This window comes from Herbiconiux ginsengi (genome assembly GCF_900107435.1).
GTDB classification, from domain to species: Bacteria; Actinomycetota; Actinomycetes; order Actinomycetales; family Microbacteriaceae; genus Herbiconiux; species Herbiconiux ginsengi.
Genome location: NZ_FNPZ01000006.1, coordinates 13,160 through 26,138 on the forward strand (window position 1 = coordinate 13,160; position 12,979 = coordinate 26,138).

Annotated in this window: 14 protein-coding genes and 1 riboswitch; of the genes, 8 read left to right on the top strand and 6 right to left on the bottom strand. The window is 69.5% G+C overall.

Annotation, left to right across the window (positions count from 1 at the left end):
* Positions 1-134: 134 nt before the first annotated feature.
* The 3 genes from BLW00_RS20130 to thiM all read right to left on the bottom strand — a co-directional run bounded on the left by BLW00_RS20130 (position 135) and on the right by thiM (position 3,396).
* Positions 135-1,856: a bifunctional hydroxymethylpyrimidine kinase/phosphomethylpyrimidine kinase gene (locus tag BLW00_RS20130; RefSeq protein ID WP_092557627.1), complete on the bottom strand. Its 1,722-nt coding sequence runs from the start codon at positions 1,854-1,856 to the stop codon at positions 135-137.
* Positions 1,853-2,593, bottom strand: coding sequence for a thiamine phosphate synthase (thiE, locus tag BLW00_RS20135; protein WP_245741707.1), 741 nt, complete (start codon positions 2,591-2,593; stop codon positions 1,853-1,855). The genes BLW00_RS20130 and thiE overlap by 4 nt, the downstream gene beginning before the upstream one ends.
* Positions 2,590-3,396: a hydroxyethylthiazole kinase gene (thiM, locus tag BLW00_RS20140; protein ID WP_217634450.1), complete on the bottom strand. Its 807-nt coding sequence runs from the start codon at positions 3,394-3,396 to the stop codon at positions 2,590-2,592. The genes thiE and thiM overlap by 4 nt, the downstream gene beginning before the upstream one ends.
* Positions 3,379-3,471: riboswitch (TPP riboswitch) on the bottom strand. It overlaps the preceding gene by 18 nt.
* 84 nt (positions 3,472-3,555) lie before the next feature.
* On the opposite strand from thiM, the gene BLW00_RS20145 reads away from it, so the two are divergent.
* Together BLW00_RS20145 and BLW00_RS20150 are read left to right on the top strand one after the other, a co-directional pair.
* Complete coding sequence (locus BLW00_RS20145; protein WP_281242437.1) at positions 3,556-4,323, top strand: response regulator transcription factor; 768 nt, start codon at positions 3,556-3,558, stop codon at positions 4,321-4,323.
* Complete coding sequence (locus BLW00_RS20150; protein ID WP_092557631.1) at positions 4,320-5,822, top strand: sensor histidine kinase; 1,503 nt, start codon at positions 4,320-4,322, stop codon at positions 5,820-5,822. Before BLW00_RS20145 ends, BLW00_RS20150 begins: the two co-directional genes overlap by 4 nt.
* On the opposite strand, the gene BLW00_RS20155 is transcribed toward BLW00_RS20150, so the two are convergent.
* The gene (locus BLW00_RS20155) at positions 5,767-7,260 is read right to left on the bottom strand and encodes an ArnT family glycosyltransferase (RefSeq protein ID WP_092557633.1); all 1,494 of its coding nucleotides are present in this window, start codon (positions 7,258-7,260) and stop codon (positions 5,767-5,769) included. The two genes, BLW00_RS20150 and BLW00_RS20155, sit on opposite strands and share 56 nt — an antisense overlap.
* Before the next feature lie 169 nt (positions 7,261-7,429).
* On the opposite strand from BLW00_RS20155, the gene BLW00_RS23130 reads away from it, so the two are divergent.
* The 4 genes from BLW00_RS23130 to rplL all read left to right on the top strand — a co-directional run bounded on the left by BLW00_RS23130 (position 7,430) and on the right by rplL (position 9,044).
* Entirely contained in the window at positions 7,430-7,594 is a 165-nt protein-coding gene (locus BLW00_RS23130) for a DUF2207 domain-containing protein (protein ID WP_139256824.1), read from the top strand.
* A 6-nt stretch (positions 7,595-7,600) separates the two neighbouring features.
* Complete coding sequence (locus BLW00_RS20160; RefSeq protein ID WP_092557635.1) at positions 7,601-7,822, top strand: hypothetical protein; 222 nt, start codon at positions 7,601-7,603, stop codon at positions 7,820-7,822.
* 272 nt (positions 7,823-8,094) lie between these two features.
* Positions 8,095-8,610, top strand: coding sequence for a 50S ribosomal protein L10 (gene rplJ / locus BLW00_RS20165; protein ID WP_092557637.1), 516 nt, complete (start codon positions 8,095-8,097; stop codon positions 8,608-8,610).
* 50 nt (positions 8,611-8,660) lie between these two features.
* Positions 8,661-9,044, top strand: coding sequence for a 50S ribosomal protein L7/L12 (gene rplL, locus BLW00_RS20170; protein WP_092557639.1), 384 nt, complete (start codon positions 8,661-8,663; stop codon positions 9,042-9,044).
* Positions 9,045-9,111: 67 nt separating this feature from the next.
* Here the strand turns inward: rplL and BLW00_RS20175 are convergent, their stop codons facing one another.
* Positions 9,112-9,747 (bottom strand): TetR/AcrR family transcriptional regulator, encoded by a 636-nt coding sequence (locus tag BLW00_RS20175; RefSeq protein ID WP_092557641.1) that lies wholly within the window; start codon positions 9,745-9,747, stop codon positions 9,112-9,114.
* A gap of 59 nt (positions 9,748-9,806) precedes the next feature.
* Between BLW00_RS20175 and BLW00_RS20180 the strand changes: the two genes are divergently transcribed.
* A complete protein-coding gene (locus tag BLW00_RS20180) occupies positions 9,807-10,169 on the top strand; it encodes a DUF952 domain-containing protein (protein WP_092557643.1) in 363 nt (120 codons plus the stop codon).
* Between the two features lie 21 nt (positions 10,170-10,190).
* Here the strand turns inward: BLW00_RS20180 and BLW00_RS20185 are convergent, their stop codons facing one another.
* A complete protein-coding gene (locus BLW00_RS20185; protein ID WP_092557645.1) occupies positions 10,191-11,216 on the bottom strand; it encodes a LacI family DNA-binding transcriptional regulator in 1,026 nt (341 codons plus the stop codon).
* A gap of 300 nt (positions 11,217-11,516) precedes the next feature.
* Between BLW00_RS20185 and BLW00_RS20190 the strand changes: the two genes are divergently transcribed.
* Entirely contained in the window at positions 11,517-12,842 is a 1,326-nt protein-coding gene (locus tag BLW00_RS20190) for an ABC transporter substrate-binding protein (RefSeq protein ID WP_092557647.1), read from the top strand.
* The last annotated feature ends 137 nt before the right edge of the window (positions 12,843-12,979 follow it).

Here is a 12,979-nt window from a genome sequence, read left to right on the forward strand (position 1 = left end):
GAGATCGGTCACGGTTCCATTCTCTCCCGCGCCTCGGACATCCGCGCCGCCGGGTGCGCTGAGTCGCCAGATTCTGACGGAATGGCGGGTCGGATTCCGTCGGAATCCGGCGACTCGATGGGCGAGCGCGTCGGTCACGGAAAGGGCTGTGCGAAGAAGGCGTGCTCGTGGTCGACCGAGCGCAGGAACGCCGTGCGCATCGCCTCGACGCGAGCCGGTGCGGATGCGTGAGCCGCGGCATCCACGAAACCGATCGCCTGCTCGGTGGCGAGGGCGAAGGCGGGGTCGGCGTAGCTCGCGAGCCAGTCGTCGAACGGATGCGCGGGGTGGCGTCGGGTGGCGAGGCGGGTTCCGAGGTCGGTGTACACCCAGAAACAGGGGAGGAGCGCCGCGACCAGTTCGGCATAGTCGCCATGGGCGGCGACGGCGTGCAGGTGGTTGACGTAGGCCAGGGTGGTGGCGCTCGGAGCGGCCGCCGGGCGGTGCTGCAGGCGTTCGTGGTGCAGCCGGGCCTCCTCGGCCAGCGAGGCGGCGGCACTCGTGGCCCAGAAGATCTGCTCCTCGGGCGTCGGCGCGAGCTGACTGGCGCGGGCGAGCACCCGGGCGTACTCGCCGAGGTAGAGCACGTCTTGCGCGAGATAGGCCTCGAAATCGCCGCGATCGAGAGTGCCGTCGCCGAGCCCGCGCACGAAGGCGAGCTCGTCGATCGCCGCGCGCGCCGTCGCGGTCTCGCGCCACAGTGCGGCGCTGAGCGGGGCATCGGCGAGTGCGATCGCAGCGTCGGGCGCCGCGCTCATGTCGCGACAGGACGCGTCGGCGGCTACGGCTTCGTGCGCGTCTGCGGGCAGCCCCGAGGCGCCCACCCGAGCGCGCTCGGCGGCCGGGGCGCGGCGGGTGGCGTGGGAATGGTCGATCGGGCCGTTGCCGCGGCCGACCTGCAGCGCGTCGGCCGCGCGCAGGGCGTCGGACAGCCACGCTTTCGCGTCGCGAAGAGCCGGCAGCCACCGTGAGCCGTCGGCCCCGGCGTCGCGTCGGGTGCCGGCCGCGACCCGATCGCCCGCCAGACCCCGATCGCGCGTGGCCGCCTGGCCGGCGGTCGCGTGGTGATCGTCGGGCGCGTCGTCGTCGCCGGTGACCGCCCGGCCGCCGGAGCCGAGCACACCGAGCGTCGCCATCGCCGACGACAGGGAGCATCCGGTGCCGTGCGTGTTGCGTGTCGCGATGCGCTCGCCCGCGACCTCGAGACGGTGCCCTGCGCCGTCGTGCACCCAGACCAGGGCATCCGGGGCTGTCGGCCCGGCCAGGTGGCCGCCCTTCACGAGCACCGTGGCGCCCGACGAGCGTGCCAACCGCGCGCCCTGCTCGAGCGCGCCGGCCCATTCGGATGCCGTGGGCTCTCCGACGAGCACGCCGAGCTCGGCGAGGTTGGGTGTGACGAGATCCGCCTGGCCGCAGAGCCGGCGCACGGTCGCCTCGCCGTCAGGCCTGAGAAGGCGGTCGCCGCTGGTGGCGACGATCACCGGATCGAGCACGACGAGCGGTGGGCGGGTGGCGGCCAGCCATTCCGACACGACTCCCGCCAGCTCGGCGTTCGCGAGCATCCCGATCTTCACGGCGTCGATCTCGACGTCGTCGCTCACCGCGTCGAGCTGTTCGCGCAGGAACGCGGCCGGCGGCACGTGCACCGACCGGACACCTCGCGTGTTCTGCGCGACCAGCGCGGTCACCACGGCCATCCCGTAGCCGCCGAGCGCAGCGATCGACTTCAGGTCGGCTTGGATGCCGGCGCCTCCGGTGGGGTCGGTGCCGGCGATGCTGAGCACGCGCGGGATCGCCGCTGAGCTGTGACGCGTCATCGGGCGTCCCCGGTCCAGAGTGCGGCGAGACGCGTGGCGGCAGCCTGCGGATCGGGCGAGGCGCAGATCGCCGAGACCACGGCGACCCCCGCGGCGCCCGCGGAGCGCAGCGGCGGCACATCGGCCTCGACGACGCCACCGATCGCCACACAGGGCAGCGGGGTGGCGGCGGCCAGCTCGGCGAATCCGTCGATTCCGAGGGGCTCCGGATGATCGGGCTTCGTCGCCGTGGGCCTGATGACGCCGACCCCGAGGTAGTCGACCGTGCCCGTGGGCAGCGAGTGCGCCGCCGCGAGGTGCGCGGGCGTGTTCGCGGTGAGGCCGATGACCGCATCCGGCCCCAGCAGAGCCCGCGCGGCCTCGACCGGCAGGTCGCTCTGGCCGAGGTGCACGCCGTCGATGCGGGCACCGGCCAGCCGGGCCGTGAGGGCGATGTCGACGCGGTCGTCGAGGAGGAACAGGGCGCGCCCGTCGATCACTGCGGCGAGCTCGACCGCCATGGCGAGCAGCTCGGCGGCGCTCGCGTCGTGGTCGCGCAGCTGCACCGTGGTCGCGCCGCCGGTGACCGCAGCGTCGACCACGGCGGCGAGGCCGAGGCCGTGGCGGCCCGCCATCACCGTGTCGGTCACGAGGTACACCCCGAGCGCGAGCCGCATCCCGAGAGACCGGGCGGATGCGTCGGCCCACGCCGTGCCCTCGGCGCCGAGCCCGCTGCCCCCGACGCCCACTCCGCTCACGACAACCGCGCTTCGGTCGCGATCTCGGCCGGTGTCACCGCGGCGAGCGCATCCAGCAGCCCCATCGCGAAGCTGCCTGGCCCGGCGGCCGAGGCAGCCGCGTGCTCGGCTGCGATGCCGTAGACACTCGAGGCCGCCACGGCCGCGTCGAGCGGCGACTCGGTCGCCAGGAAGGCGGCCATGACGGCGCCGAGCGCGCATCCGCCGCCCGTCAGCTTGGTCAGCAGCGGGTGGCCGTTGGTCACGCGCACCTGGTCGAATCCGTCGGTGACGATGTCGATCGGCCCGGAGATCGCGACCACACCGCCGGTGCGGCGGGCGATCGCCCTGCCGGCCTCGAGTGCATCGTCGGCGGAGTCGACGGCGTCGACTCCCCGGCCTCCTGCCCCGGCGCCGGAGAGCGCGATGATCTCCGACGCGTTCCCGCGCACGATGGCAGGCCGGAACCCGAGCAGCTCGTGCGCCAGCGCCGTGCGGATGGGCAGCGCGCCGACCGCTACCGGGTCGAGAACCCAGGGCGTGTTCGCCGACTGCGCGGCGGCGACCGCCTCGCGGGCCGCGTCACGCTGTTCGGCCGTCGGCGTGCCGAGGTTCACCAGCAGCCCGGAAGCGATCCGGGCGAACGGACCGGCCTCGCCCGGGATGTCGCACATGGCGGCCGAGGCCCCGATCGCGAGCAGCGCGTTGGCGGTGAATCCGGTGACCACCGCATTCGTGATGCACTGCACCAGAGGTTCGCGCTCACGCAGGGTGGCGAGGAGGTCGGACGGGTGGACTGACGTGCGAATGCTCATTCGCGACATCCCTTCGCTAGTACGAACTAGATCAGGTTCGACGGGTCTCATCTCAGCCCGCGAAGGGCACCCCGTGTCACTATCGACGACAGTAGCACCGGCCGTGATTCACAGGCCGCCCAACGGCGCCTCATAGCTTTCTCATAGCGAACTATCAATACTGGAACCGTGACCATCGACCGATCTCTCATCTCCGGCAGTTCTTCCAGCTCGGCCAAGCAGCCCAAGCTCCGTCGCGCCGACGGGTCGCCGGTGCGCGCGCTCGTCGTCGACGACGAGAACACCCTCACCGATCTGCTGTCGATGGCGCTGCGTTACGAGGGCTGGGAGGTCAAGACCGCGAGCGAGGGCCGCCAGGCCATCACGATCGCCCGGGAGTTCCGCCCCGACGTCATCGTGCTCGACGTGATGCTGCCCGACATCGACGGCCTGCAGGTGCTCAACCGGGTGCGCTCCGACGGCCACGAGACTCCGGTGCTCTTCCTCACCGCGAAGGATGCCCTCGACGACCGGATCGCGGGCCTCACCGCGGGTGGCGACGACTACGTCACGAAGCCCTTCAGCCTCGAAGAGCTGGTCGCGCGCCTGCGCGGCCTCATCCGTCGCTCCACCCTGGTCGTGGCCGACGCCGACGACCCGGTCGTGACGGTCGGCGACCTCGAGCTCAACGAAGACAGCCACGAGGTCTTCCGCGACGGCGAGCCGATCGAGCTCACCGCCACGGAGTTCGAACTGCTGCGCTACCTCATGCGCAACCCTCGCCGTGTGCTGAGCAAGGCGCAGATCCTCGACCGGGTCTGGAGCTACGACTTCGGCGGAAAATCGAGCGTGGTCGAGATCTATATCTCCTACCTGCGCAAGAAGGTGGATGCCGGACGGCCCGCGATGATCCACACGGTCCGCGGCGCGGGCTACATGCTGAAGCCCGCGCTGTGACCATCCGCCGCACGCTGATCCTGAGCGTGCTGGGGTTGATCGCCCTGGCGGGCCTCGTGATCGGCGTCGTCAGCACCATCGCCCTCAACGGCTTCCTGCTCGACCGGCTCGACTCGCAGGTGCAGGAGGCCTCCGACCGTACGGTCTTCTCGCTCACCACGCAGGCGCAGCCCACCGGCCCGCAGCCGGGGATCTCACTGGGGCAGGCATCCGGAACCGTGGTCGCCGTGGTCTCGGCGGGCGTGGCGACGAACGGCTACGTGCTCGACGACGCCGGGCAGCTGCAGCAGCTCACCACGGCGCAGCTCGCGGCCCTCGACGACGTGCAGGGCTCGGCCCAGACGGTGGGCGTGCCGGCCGACGGCGTCACCGTCGCGTCGCCCGATCCGGTCAGCGTCACGATCGACGGCCTCGGCGCCTACCGGGTGGAGGGGCGCACCGTCACCTCGGCCGGCGACATCGTGGTGACCGGACTGCCGCTCGCCGACGTCAACGGCACAGTGTCGCAACTCGTGATCGTGATCGTGCTCGTCACCGCCGGGGCCATGGCGCTCGCCGGCGTCGCCGGGCTGCTCCTCATCCGGTTCGCCCTGCGCCCGCTCGACCGGGTCACCGCCACCGCCACCCGCGTGGCCGAACTGCCGCTCGACCGGGGCGATGTCGCCCTCGCCGAGCGGGTGCCGTCCTCCGACACCGACCCGCGATCGGAGGTGGGCCGGGTGGGTCTCGCCTTCAACCGGATGCTCGAACACGTCGCGAGCGCCCTCACCTCCCGCCAGCGCAGCGAGAACAAGGTGCGCCAGTTCGTGGCGGATGCGAGCCACGAGCTCCGCACGCCGCTGGCCTCGATCCGCGGCTACGCCGAGCTCACCCGCCGCACCGCTCCGGAGCTGCCCGACGAGGTCGAACACTCGCTCGGCCGCATCGAGTCCGAGGCGACCCGGATGACGACGTTGGTCGAAGACCTGCTGCTGCTCGCGCGCCTGGACGCCAAGCCCGAGCTCGACCTCACGGAGGTCGACCTCTCGATCGTGCTCGTCGACGCCGTGAGCGACGCCCACGTCGCCGGGCCCGACCACGTCTGGGATCTCGACCTGCCCGAGGAGCCGGTGCTGGTGGCGGGCGATGCGCATCGCCTGCACCAGGTGTTCACGAACCTGCTCGCCAACGCGCGCGTGCACACGCCGGCCGGCACCACGGTGCGGGTGCGCGTGACCGAGGACGCGCGGGAGGAGGCATCCGTCGCCCTCGTGACGGTGGCCGACGACGGCCCGGGCATCGCGCCCGAGCTGCTCCCGACGCTGTTCGAGCGCTTCGTGCGCGGCGACGCCTCGCGCTCGCGGCACGCGGGCAGCACCGGGCTGGGTCTCGCCATCGTCGAAGCCGTGGTGGACGCGCACGGCGGGAGCGTCAGTGTGCGGAGCAAGCCAGGCGAGACGGTGTTCACCGTGGCGATCCCGATCCAGGCGACCCCGACGGTCGAGACGTCTCCGGGCTGATCGCCGCGTGCTCGTCGACGTAGAGCGTGACGTCGTCGAGCTCGAGACGCCGGAACCGGGAAGCGGGGGCGTCGATCAGGGCGCGTACGGCCGGATCGATCGGGAACCGCAGCGACTCCTTCGTGGCGACCGCGACGACACCGGGGGTGCCGGGCGTCGTGACCTCGCGCCCGTCGAGGTAGGGCTGGTACTCCCACTCCGCCATCCCGGCCACGAGGATGCCTCCCGACCCCACCCCGAGACGGTCGAGCGTCGGCAGCACGAGGGCCATGTCACGGGCGCGTTCGTTCGCGATCGCGACCGTCGTCCATGCCGCGGATCCCAGGGCGACGACGACGGATGCGGCGACCAGCGCCCGCGCGACGGTGTGGCCGCCTCCCGCCGGTCCGTCGCGGCATCCGATCCGGAGGAGGGCCGCGGTTCCCACCCCGAACAGCACGCAGAACAGCCAGACCCAGTCGTAGTAGTAGTGCGGCAGCGCCACCGACGACACCGCGAACTGGAACATCCACTCGAGGAGCACCGCGCCCACCAGAAGTGTCGGGAGCGCGCGGTCGGCCCCGAAGAACGCCGCCACTGCACCCACCGCGAGCACGGTCGCGGCCGGGAGACCCATGCCCTCGACGGAGAACAGCAGATTCGCCCACCAGGGTGGGTGGGTCGTCGCGACCCCGCCCACCACCACGAGGTGCCCCGCTTCGTCGTGCGCGAGCTGGAACCGGATCATCTCCCCGAGCGAGTGCGCGAGCCCAGCCGGCAGGTAGACGACGACAACCACCACCGCGACGATCGCCGAGTAGACGAGTGCGCTCACGAGCACCGTGCGCAGGCGGCCGGCCACCGGGCGCGTCGGCCGTTCCAGCAGCGGCGACAGGATGATCGCCGGGATCATGACCGCCGACGGCACTTTCGAGGTGATCGACAGACCCATGCACACCGCGGAGACGCAGAGCCACCCCCACGACCGCCGGCGGAACCAGCGCCATCCGGCCGCGAAGGCCGCGATGGCGAACACCACCATGAAGGGGTTGAGCAGCCCGAAGCGGTCGATCCGCACGCCGCTCGTGACGCCGTGCGGCAGCAGGAGCCAAGCCCCGGCACCGCAGAGAGCGCCCACCCAGCCGACTTCCGGCCGTAGCCAGACGTACAGCAGGATGCCCCCGGCGATCGCGCACAGCCCGGCAGCGACTCGCGCCGAGAGCACGCCCTGTCCGAAAATCACCTGCGCGACCCCCATCAGGAGCTTCGCGGTGGGCGGATGCTCGACGTTCGCGCTGAAGTCCCCGTGCACGTATGCCCAGCCCGCTGTGACGTACACCGGCTCATCGGCGTTGACGTTCGCGGCCGCGAGATTGCCGAAGGCCTGGAGCAGCGCCCACATCCCGACGAGCGTCGTCAGCACCGGCTGGAGCGCTCTCGGTGGGGCTGCGGACGACATCGCGTCCAGTGTCCGGCCGTCAGCCGCCGGCCCTCGCTGAGCAATTCCTACTCAACTCGAGCCGAAATCATCGCCGAGTCCGTTTCCGGTGGGATCGGGGTACGGTCAAGAGCAGGCCATTTTGGCTGAGGGCCACAAGCCCGAGTCCCGAAAGGTATGGAACCCCTCCATGAACATCCTGCTGATCGTCATCGCCGTCATAGCCGTGATCCTGTTGTTCACGGGCGGCTTCGTCTCCACCCTCAACTTCCTGCTCTGGATCGGCCTGATCCTGCTGGTCTTCGCCGTGATCGTGTTCATCGTGCGAGCCATCTCGGGCAACCGGAGGGTCTGACCTCCCGTGCCCGACGACGGGCAGAGCGAACCCGTCATGGGAGGCAGCGACGACGCCACCGTCGTCGAGAAGGCCGAGGGCATCATGGCGCAGGTGAAAGCCGACGCGCCGGATGCCTCCGAGCCCGAACTCGTCGTCCTCCTCCGGCAGCGCTTCGCCGACGCGGGCATCGAATCCGACGACGACGACCTCGTCCGGATGGCGCGGTGGATCGCCGGAGACGAATAGCGAAGAAGCCCTCTTCAGGCGGCCCGCGCATCCGATTTGCATTGGATGCGCGGGCCGCCTATTCTGTACGGAGCCAAAGACCGCTGGTCATCGGTGTGCGCGTAGGTGCACATCGATCGAAGTCTCGTGAGAACGAAGACCCGCGCAGGTGCACGAAGTACGTTTGACGCAGTCACTGCGTTTCTCCGCTCCGGCCCTGTGCCGGAGCTTTTTTCGTATGCGCCTCCGCACAGCGGCCGTCCCGGCTGAAACTGACTACTACTAGGAGCGCCATGGCGAACAAGGAAGCCTCGGTTGCCGAGCTCACGGAACTTTTCCAGAGCTCGACCGCCGTTCTGCTGACCGAGTATCGCGGTCTCTCGGTCGCACAGCTCAAGCAGCTGCGCGGTTCCATCCGTGAGCACGCGTCATACGCCGTGGTAAAGAACACGCTGACCAAGATCGCGGCGAACAACGCCGGCATCTCGTCGTTCGACGACGAGCTCGCCGGTCCGTCCGCGATCGCCTTCGTCCACGGAGACCCCGTGGCCGTCGCCAAGTCGCTGCGTGACTTTGCCAAGGCAAACCCTCTGCTGGTCGTGAAGGGCGGTTACTTCGACGGTAACCCTCTCTCCGCCGCTGAGGTCACCAAGCTCGCCGACCTCGAATCCCGTGAAGTCCTCCTGGCGAAGCTCGCCGGTGCCTTCAAGGCTTCGCTCTTCGGTGCCGCATATCTCTTCAACGCCCCGCTGTCGAAGGCCGTTCGCACGGTCGATGCGCTGCGTGAGAAGCAGGAGTCCGCTTCCTGAGCTTCGGCTTCGTGAGCGGTTGAACTAACTACCACAACAAGGAGAACATCATGGCAAAGCTTTCCACCACGGAACTGCTCGACGCGTTCAAGGAGCTCACGCTCATCGAGCTGAGCGAGTTCGTCAAGGCATTCGAGGAGACCTTCGAGGTCACCGCGGCCGCCCCCGTCGCCGTCGCCGGCGTTGCCGGCCCGGCCGCCGCTGCCGAGGAGGTCGAGGAGCAGACCGCTTTCGACGTCATCCTCGAGTCGGCCGGCGAGAAGAAGATCCAGGTCATCAAGGAGGTGCGCGCCCTCACCAGCCTCGGCCTCGGTGAGGCGAAGGCTCTCGTCGACGGCGCCCCCAAGGCCGTGCTCGAAGGCGCGACCAAGGAAGCCGCTGACAAGGCGAAGGCTCAGCTCGAAGAGGCTGGCGCCACCGTCACCCTGAAGTAGTCTTCTTCTCCTTCACACGGATGCCCCGGGCCACTGGCTCGGGGCATCCGTCGTTAACCCCGAGACGTCACGTTCCGGGCGAAGGCGGGGAGGGAGGCGCGGAACGTGACGTCCCGCCGAGGGGGAGAGCGAGGAGGGTCGTGGCCGCCAGGGCATGAGCGCGGGCCTGGGAACGCGAGGGCGCAGGATCGAGGGCGAGCAGGCGCCGGCGGTGGGGCTCGCCGAGAAGCAGGGAGTAGAGGGCCGCCGCGCTCGGGAGGGAGGCCGCTCGCCCCGGGGCATCGCGTCGCCCGGGCAGGTGGCGGGCCAGGAGATCGATGGAGTGCTGTGGCCCGGCCGAATAGAACTCCCTCGCGACCTCGGGGAAGCGCGGCGCCTCGGCGATGATCGACCGGTGCAAGGCCACCGCGGAGTCGGAGTGCAACACGAGCACCATCTCGGTCGCCACGTCGATCAAGGTGCCGGCATCCGTCGCCGCCATCTGGATGCGGTCGTGTTCGCGCTCGACGGCGGCGGCGAAAAGGGCCGCCTTGTCGCCGACGTCGACGTAGAGGGTGCGCTTCGTGACGCCCGAGGCCGCCGCGACCTCGTCGAGGGTCGTGGCGCCGAAGCCGCGCGCCGAGAACTGTGCGACGGCCGCGTCGAGGATGCGCTCCCGCCGCTCGGCGCGCTCAGTGGCGGTCGGCCGCCCCCGCTTCGCCATCCGGTCTCCTCATCCCTCTGCATGAATGATACTGTGAAGTGTCATTACAGGAGGCTCGAATGACCCTGATCGCACACGTCGCCATCGTCGACGACTGGGAGTCGGCGCGCAACATGGGGGAATACGAGGTCTCCACGCGCGGTGTGAGCCTCGACGAGGCGGGATTCATCCATGCGGTGGCCCTCGACGGCGTGCGCGGAGTGCTCGACGAGTTCTACACCGGCATCCGTTTCGCCCTGCTTCTCGTGATCCTCGACACGGAGGCGCTGGCGGATGCGGGGCTCGAGATCACCGAGGAGACGCCCGGCTTTCCGCACATCCACGGGCCTATCCCGACCGATGGTGCGGCAGTGGTGGCCGAGCTGCCGATCGAGCGCGCAGGCGGCGACTTCGTGCTGCCCGACCTCAGCCGGTTCGCGTAGGGCCGGTCGGCTTGGCCCGGATCAGCCAAGCCGCGGGCGAGGGCGCGCCGTCGACGAGCGCATGATGAGGGTGGCCGGGAGCACCGTGTGCCGTTTCGGCGGGCTCCACCCGGGCTCCTCGAGCTGACGGATCACCCACTCCACCACCTGCTCCCCTTGCAGATCGGGCCGCTGTTCGATTGAGGTGAGGCCGAACATCTCGGCGAGGGGATGGTTGTCGATGCCGATCACCGAGAGGTCGTCGGGCACCGAGATGCCGAGCTCTCGGGCCGCGAGGATGACGCCGATGGCCACCTCGTCGGACGCCGCGAAGATCGCGGTGGGCCGGCGCCGTGGGTCGCCCAGGATCTGTTTGCCCACCTGGTAGGCGCTCGGGATGTCGAAACGGGTGGCGACGTAGGAATCCTGGTCGTAGGGGATGCCGGCCTCGGTGAGAGCCTCCATGTAGCCCTTCAGGCGCTTGGAGTGCACGTGGAAGTCCATCTGCTCGTCGATGTCGCCGCCGACGTGCATGATGTCGCGGTGACCGAGCAGCAGGAGATGCTCCGTGGCGAGCCGGCCGGCCGCCACGTCGTCGATGCTGAGCGTCGGGATGCCCTCGAGCGGCCCCCCGATGCCGGCGATCGGCTTGCCGAGGGCGAGCAGTCGCTGGGTCTCCTCGGGGGTGATCTCGAGTGTCACCGCGATGACGGCGTCGACGCGCTTGCGCACCAGGAAGTACTCGAAGACCCGGGTGCGCTCCTCGTGTGATTTGGTGAGGTTGTAGAGCATGAGGTCGTAGCCGCGATCGAGCAGGGCGCGCTCGACGCCCTCGATGATGCTGCCGAAGAACCACTGGTTGATGACGGGGATGATCACGCCCACATTGTTGGTGCGACCGGTCACGAGGCTCGACGCGCTGGAGGAGACGACGTAGCCCAGGCTCGCGGCCGCCTGGGAGACGCGCAGCCGGGTGTCGTTCGAGACGTAGCCCCGCCCGCTCAACGCGCGCGACACGGTGGCCTTGGAGACACCGGCCAGATTCGCCACGTCCTCGATCCCCGACACGTTCGACCTCCTCGTCTGCAAACGCTTCCAGAATCTTAGCCCCTGGCCTGCGCCGATGTGGAAATCGTTCCAGAGACACGACCTGGTCTGAGTATTCGTGAGAGCGCTCTCTGCAACCAAATCGTTACATAGTGTCGAGGTCGCACAGGCGGGTTGTGATTTGCTGAGAGTTATGGAAAGGTTTCCCTACACGCGCCGCTGATGGCACCACAACAGGGGCGCGTGCAGAGAGCCGGTCAGCGGATCGGCGGTGACCTGGGCCGATCGGCTCGCGTCACATCGACTCAATGAGGAGGAGAAATGCGGGCTACCTTGCACCGCCGGGTCACAGCACCCATCGCAATCGCGGCAGGCCTCGGCCTCGCACTCGTCGGCTGTTCCGGCGGAGCGGGTGGAGGCGCCAGTGGAGGCGACACCGTCGGCAAGGCCGATGGCGTGGTCACCGTCTACGGCACCATCGCCGACACCGAGGCAGAGCTTCTCGAACAGTCCTGGGCGGACTGGGAGAAAGAGAACAACATCGACATCCAGTACGAATCGTCGAAGGAGTTCGAGTCGCAGATCGGCATCCGCGCTCAGGGCGGCAACCCGCCCGATCTCGCCATCTTCCCGCAGCCCGGTCTGCTCGCCGACCTCGCGTCGCGCGGCTTCATCCAGAAGGCGCCGGAAGGCGTCGAGAAGAACGTCGACCAGTACTGGTCGAGCGACTGGAAGGCCTACGGCACGGTCGACGACACCTTCTACGGCGCGCCCCTGATGGCGAGCGTCAAGGGCTTCGTCTGGTACTCCCCGAAGCAGTTCGCCGACAACGGCTGGGAAGTGCCGAAGACCTATCAGGAGATGCTCGACCTGACCGCCAAGATGCAGACCACCCTGGGCAAGCAGCCCTGGTGCGCCGGCTTCGGCTCGGGCGACGCCACCGGATGGCCGGGCACCGACTGGGTCGAAGACCTGGTGCTGCGCCAGTCGGGTCCTGACGTCTACGACCAGTGGGTGAAGAACGAGGTCAAGTTCACCGACCCGCAGATCTCCGACGCCTTCGACGCCGTGGGCGACATCCTGCTCGACCCGAACTACGTGAACGCGGGCTACGGCGACGTCAAGTCGATCAACAGCACCGAGTTCGGCGACGTCGCCACGGGCATGGCCCAGGGCACGTGCTCGCTCACCCACCAGGCCTCGTTCTTCGACGGCTTCCTCACCGACGCCGGCGCGACCGTCGGCCCCGACGCCGACATCTGGGCCTTCGTGACCCCGCCGGTGACCGCAGGTGAGACCGCCGTCACCGGTGGTGGCGAGATCGTCGGAGCGTTCTCGAACGACGCCGACACCGTGAAGGTGCAGGAGTACCTCTCCAGCCCCGAATGGGCGAACAGCCGAGTCTCCCTCGGCGGTGTCATCTCCGCGAACAAGGGTCTCGACCCGGCCAACGCGCAGAGCCCGATCCTGCAGCAGGCCATCGAGATCCTGCAGGACCCGAACACCACGTTCCGCTTCGACGCCTCCGACCTGATGCCCGGTGCCGTCGGCGCCGGAACCTTCTGGAAGGGAATGGTCAACTGGATCGACGGCACCCCGCAAGACGAGGTGCTGAGCTCCATCGAGGCCGGCTGGCCGACCGAGTAGGTCGCCCGGTTCGCACGAAACGTACGAATGGTCGCACGAGGCCGCCCGGAGAGATTCGGGCGGCCTCCGTGCACCCCGGTGCTACGGTGTCTTCACGACGCCGACGCGTCGGACCGTTCCTGAGTCCAGAGCTGTAC

Coding starts and splice junctions, on each gene's coding strand:
- BLW00_RS20130 (WP_092557627.1), bottom strand. CDS start 1,856: ATGACGCGTCACAGCTCAGCGGCGATCCCGCGCGTGCTCAGCATCGCC.
- BLW00_RS20175 (WP_092557641.1), bottom strand. CDS start 9,747: ATGGCGAAGCGGGGGCGGCCGACCGCCACTGAGCGCGCCGAGCGGCGG.
- thiM (WP_217634450.1), bottom strand. CDS start 3,396: ATGTCGCGAATGAGCATTCGCACGTCAGTCCACCCGTCCGACCTCCTC.
- BLW00_RS20190 (WP_092557647.1), top strand. CDS start 11,517: ATGCGGGCTACCTTGCACCGCCGGGTCACAGCACCCATCGCAATCGCG.
- BLW00_RS20180 (WP_092557643.1), top strand. CDS start 9,807: ATGACCCTGATCGCACACGTCGCCATCGTCGACGACTGGGAGTCGGCG.
- BLW00_RS23130 (WP_139256824.1), top strand. CDS start 7,430: ATGAACATCCTGCTGATCGTCATCGCCGTCATAGCCGTGATCCTGTTG.
- rplJ (WP_092557637.1), top strand. CDS start 8,095: ATGGCGAACAAGGAAGCCTCGGTTGCCGAGCTCACGGAACTTTTCCAG.
- rplL (WP_092557639.1), top strand. CDS start 8,661: ATGGCAAAGCTTTCCACCACGGAACTGCTCGACGCGTTCAAGGAGCTC.
- BLW00_RS20155 (WP_092557633.1), bottom strand. CDS start 7,260: ATGTCGTCCGCAGCCCCACCGAGAGCGCTCCAGCCGGTGCTGACGACG.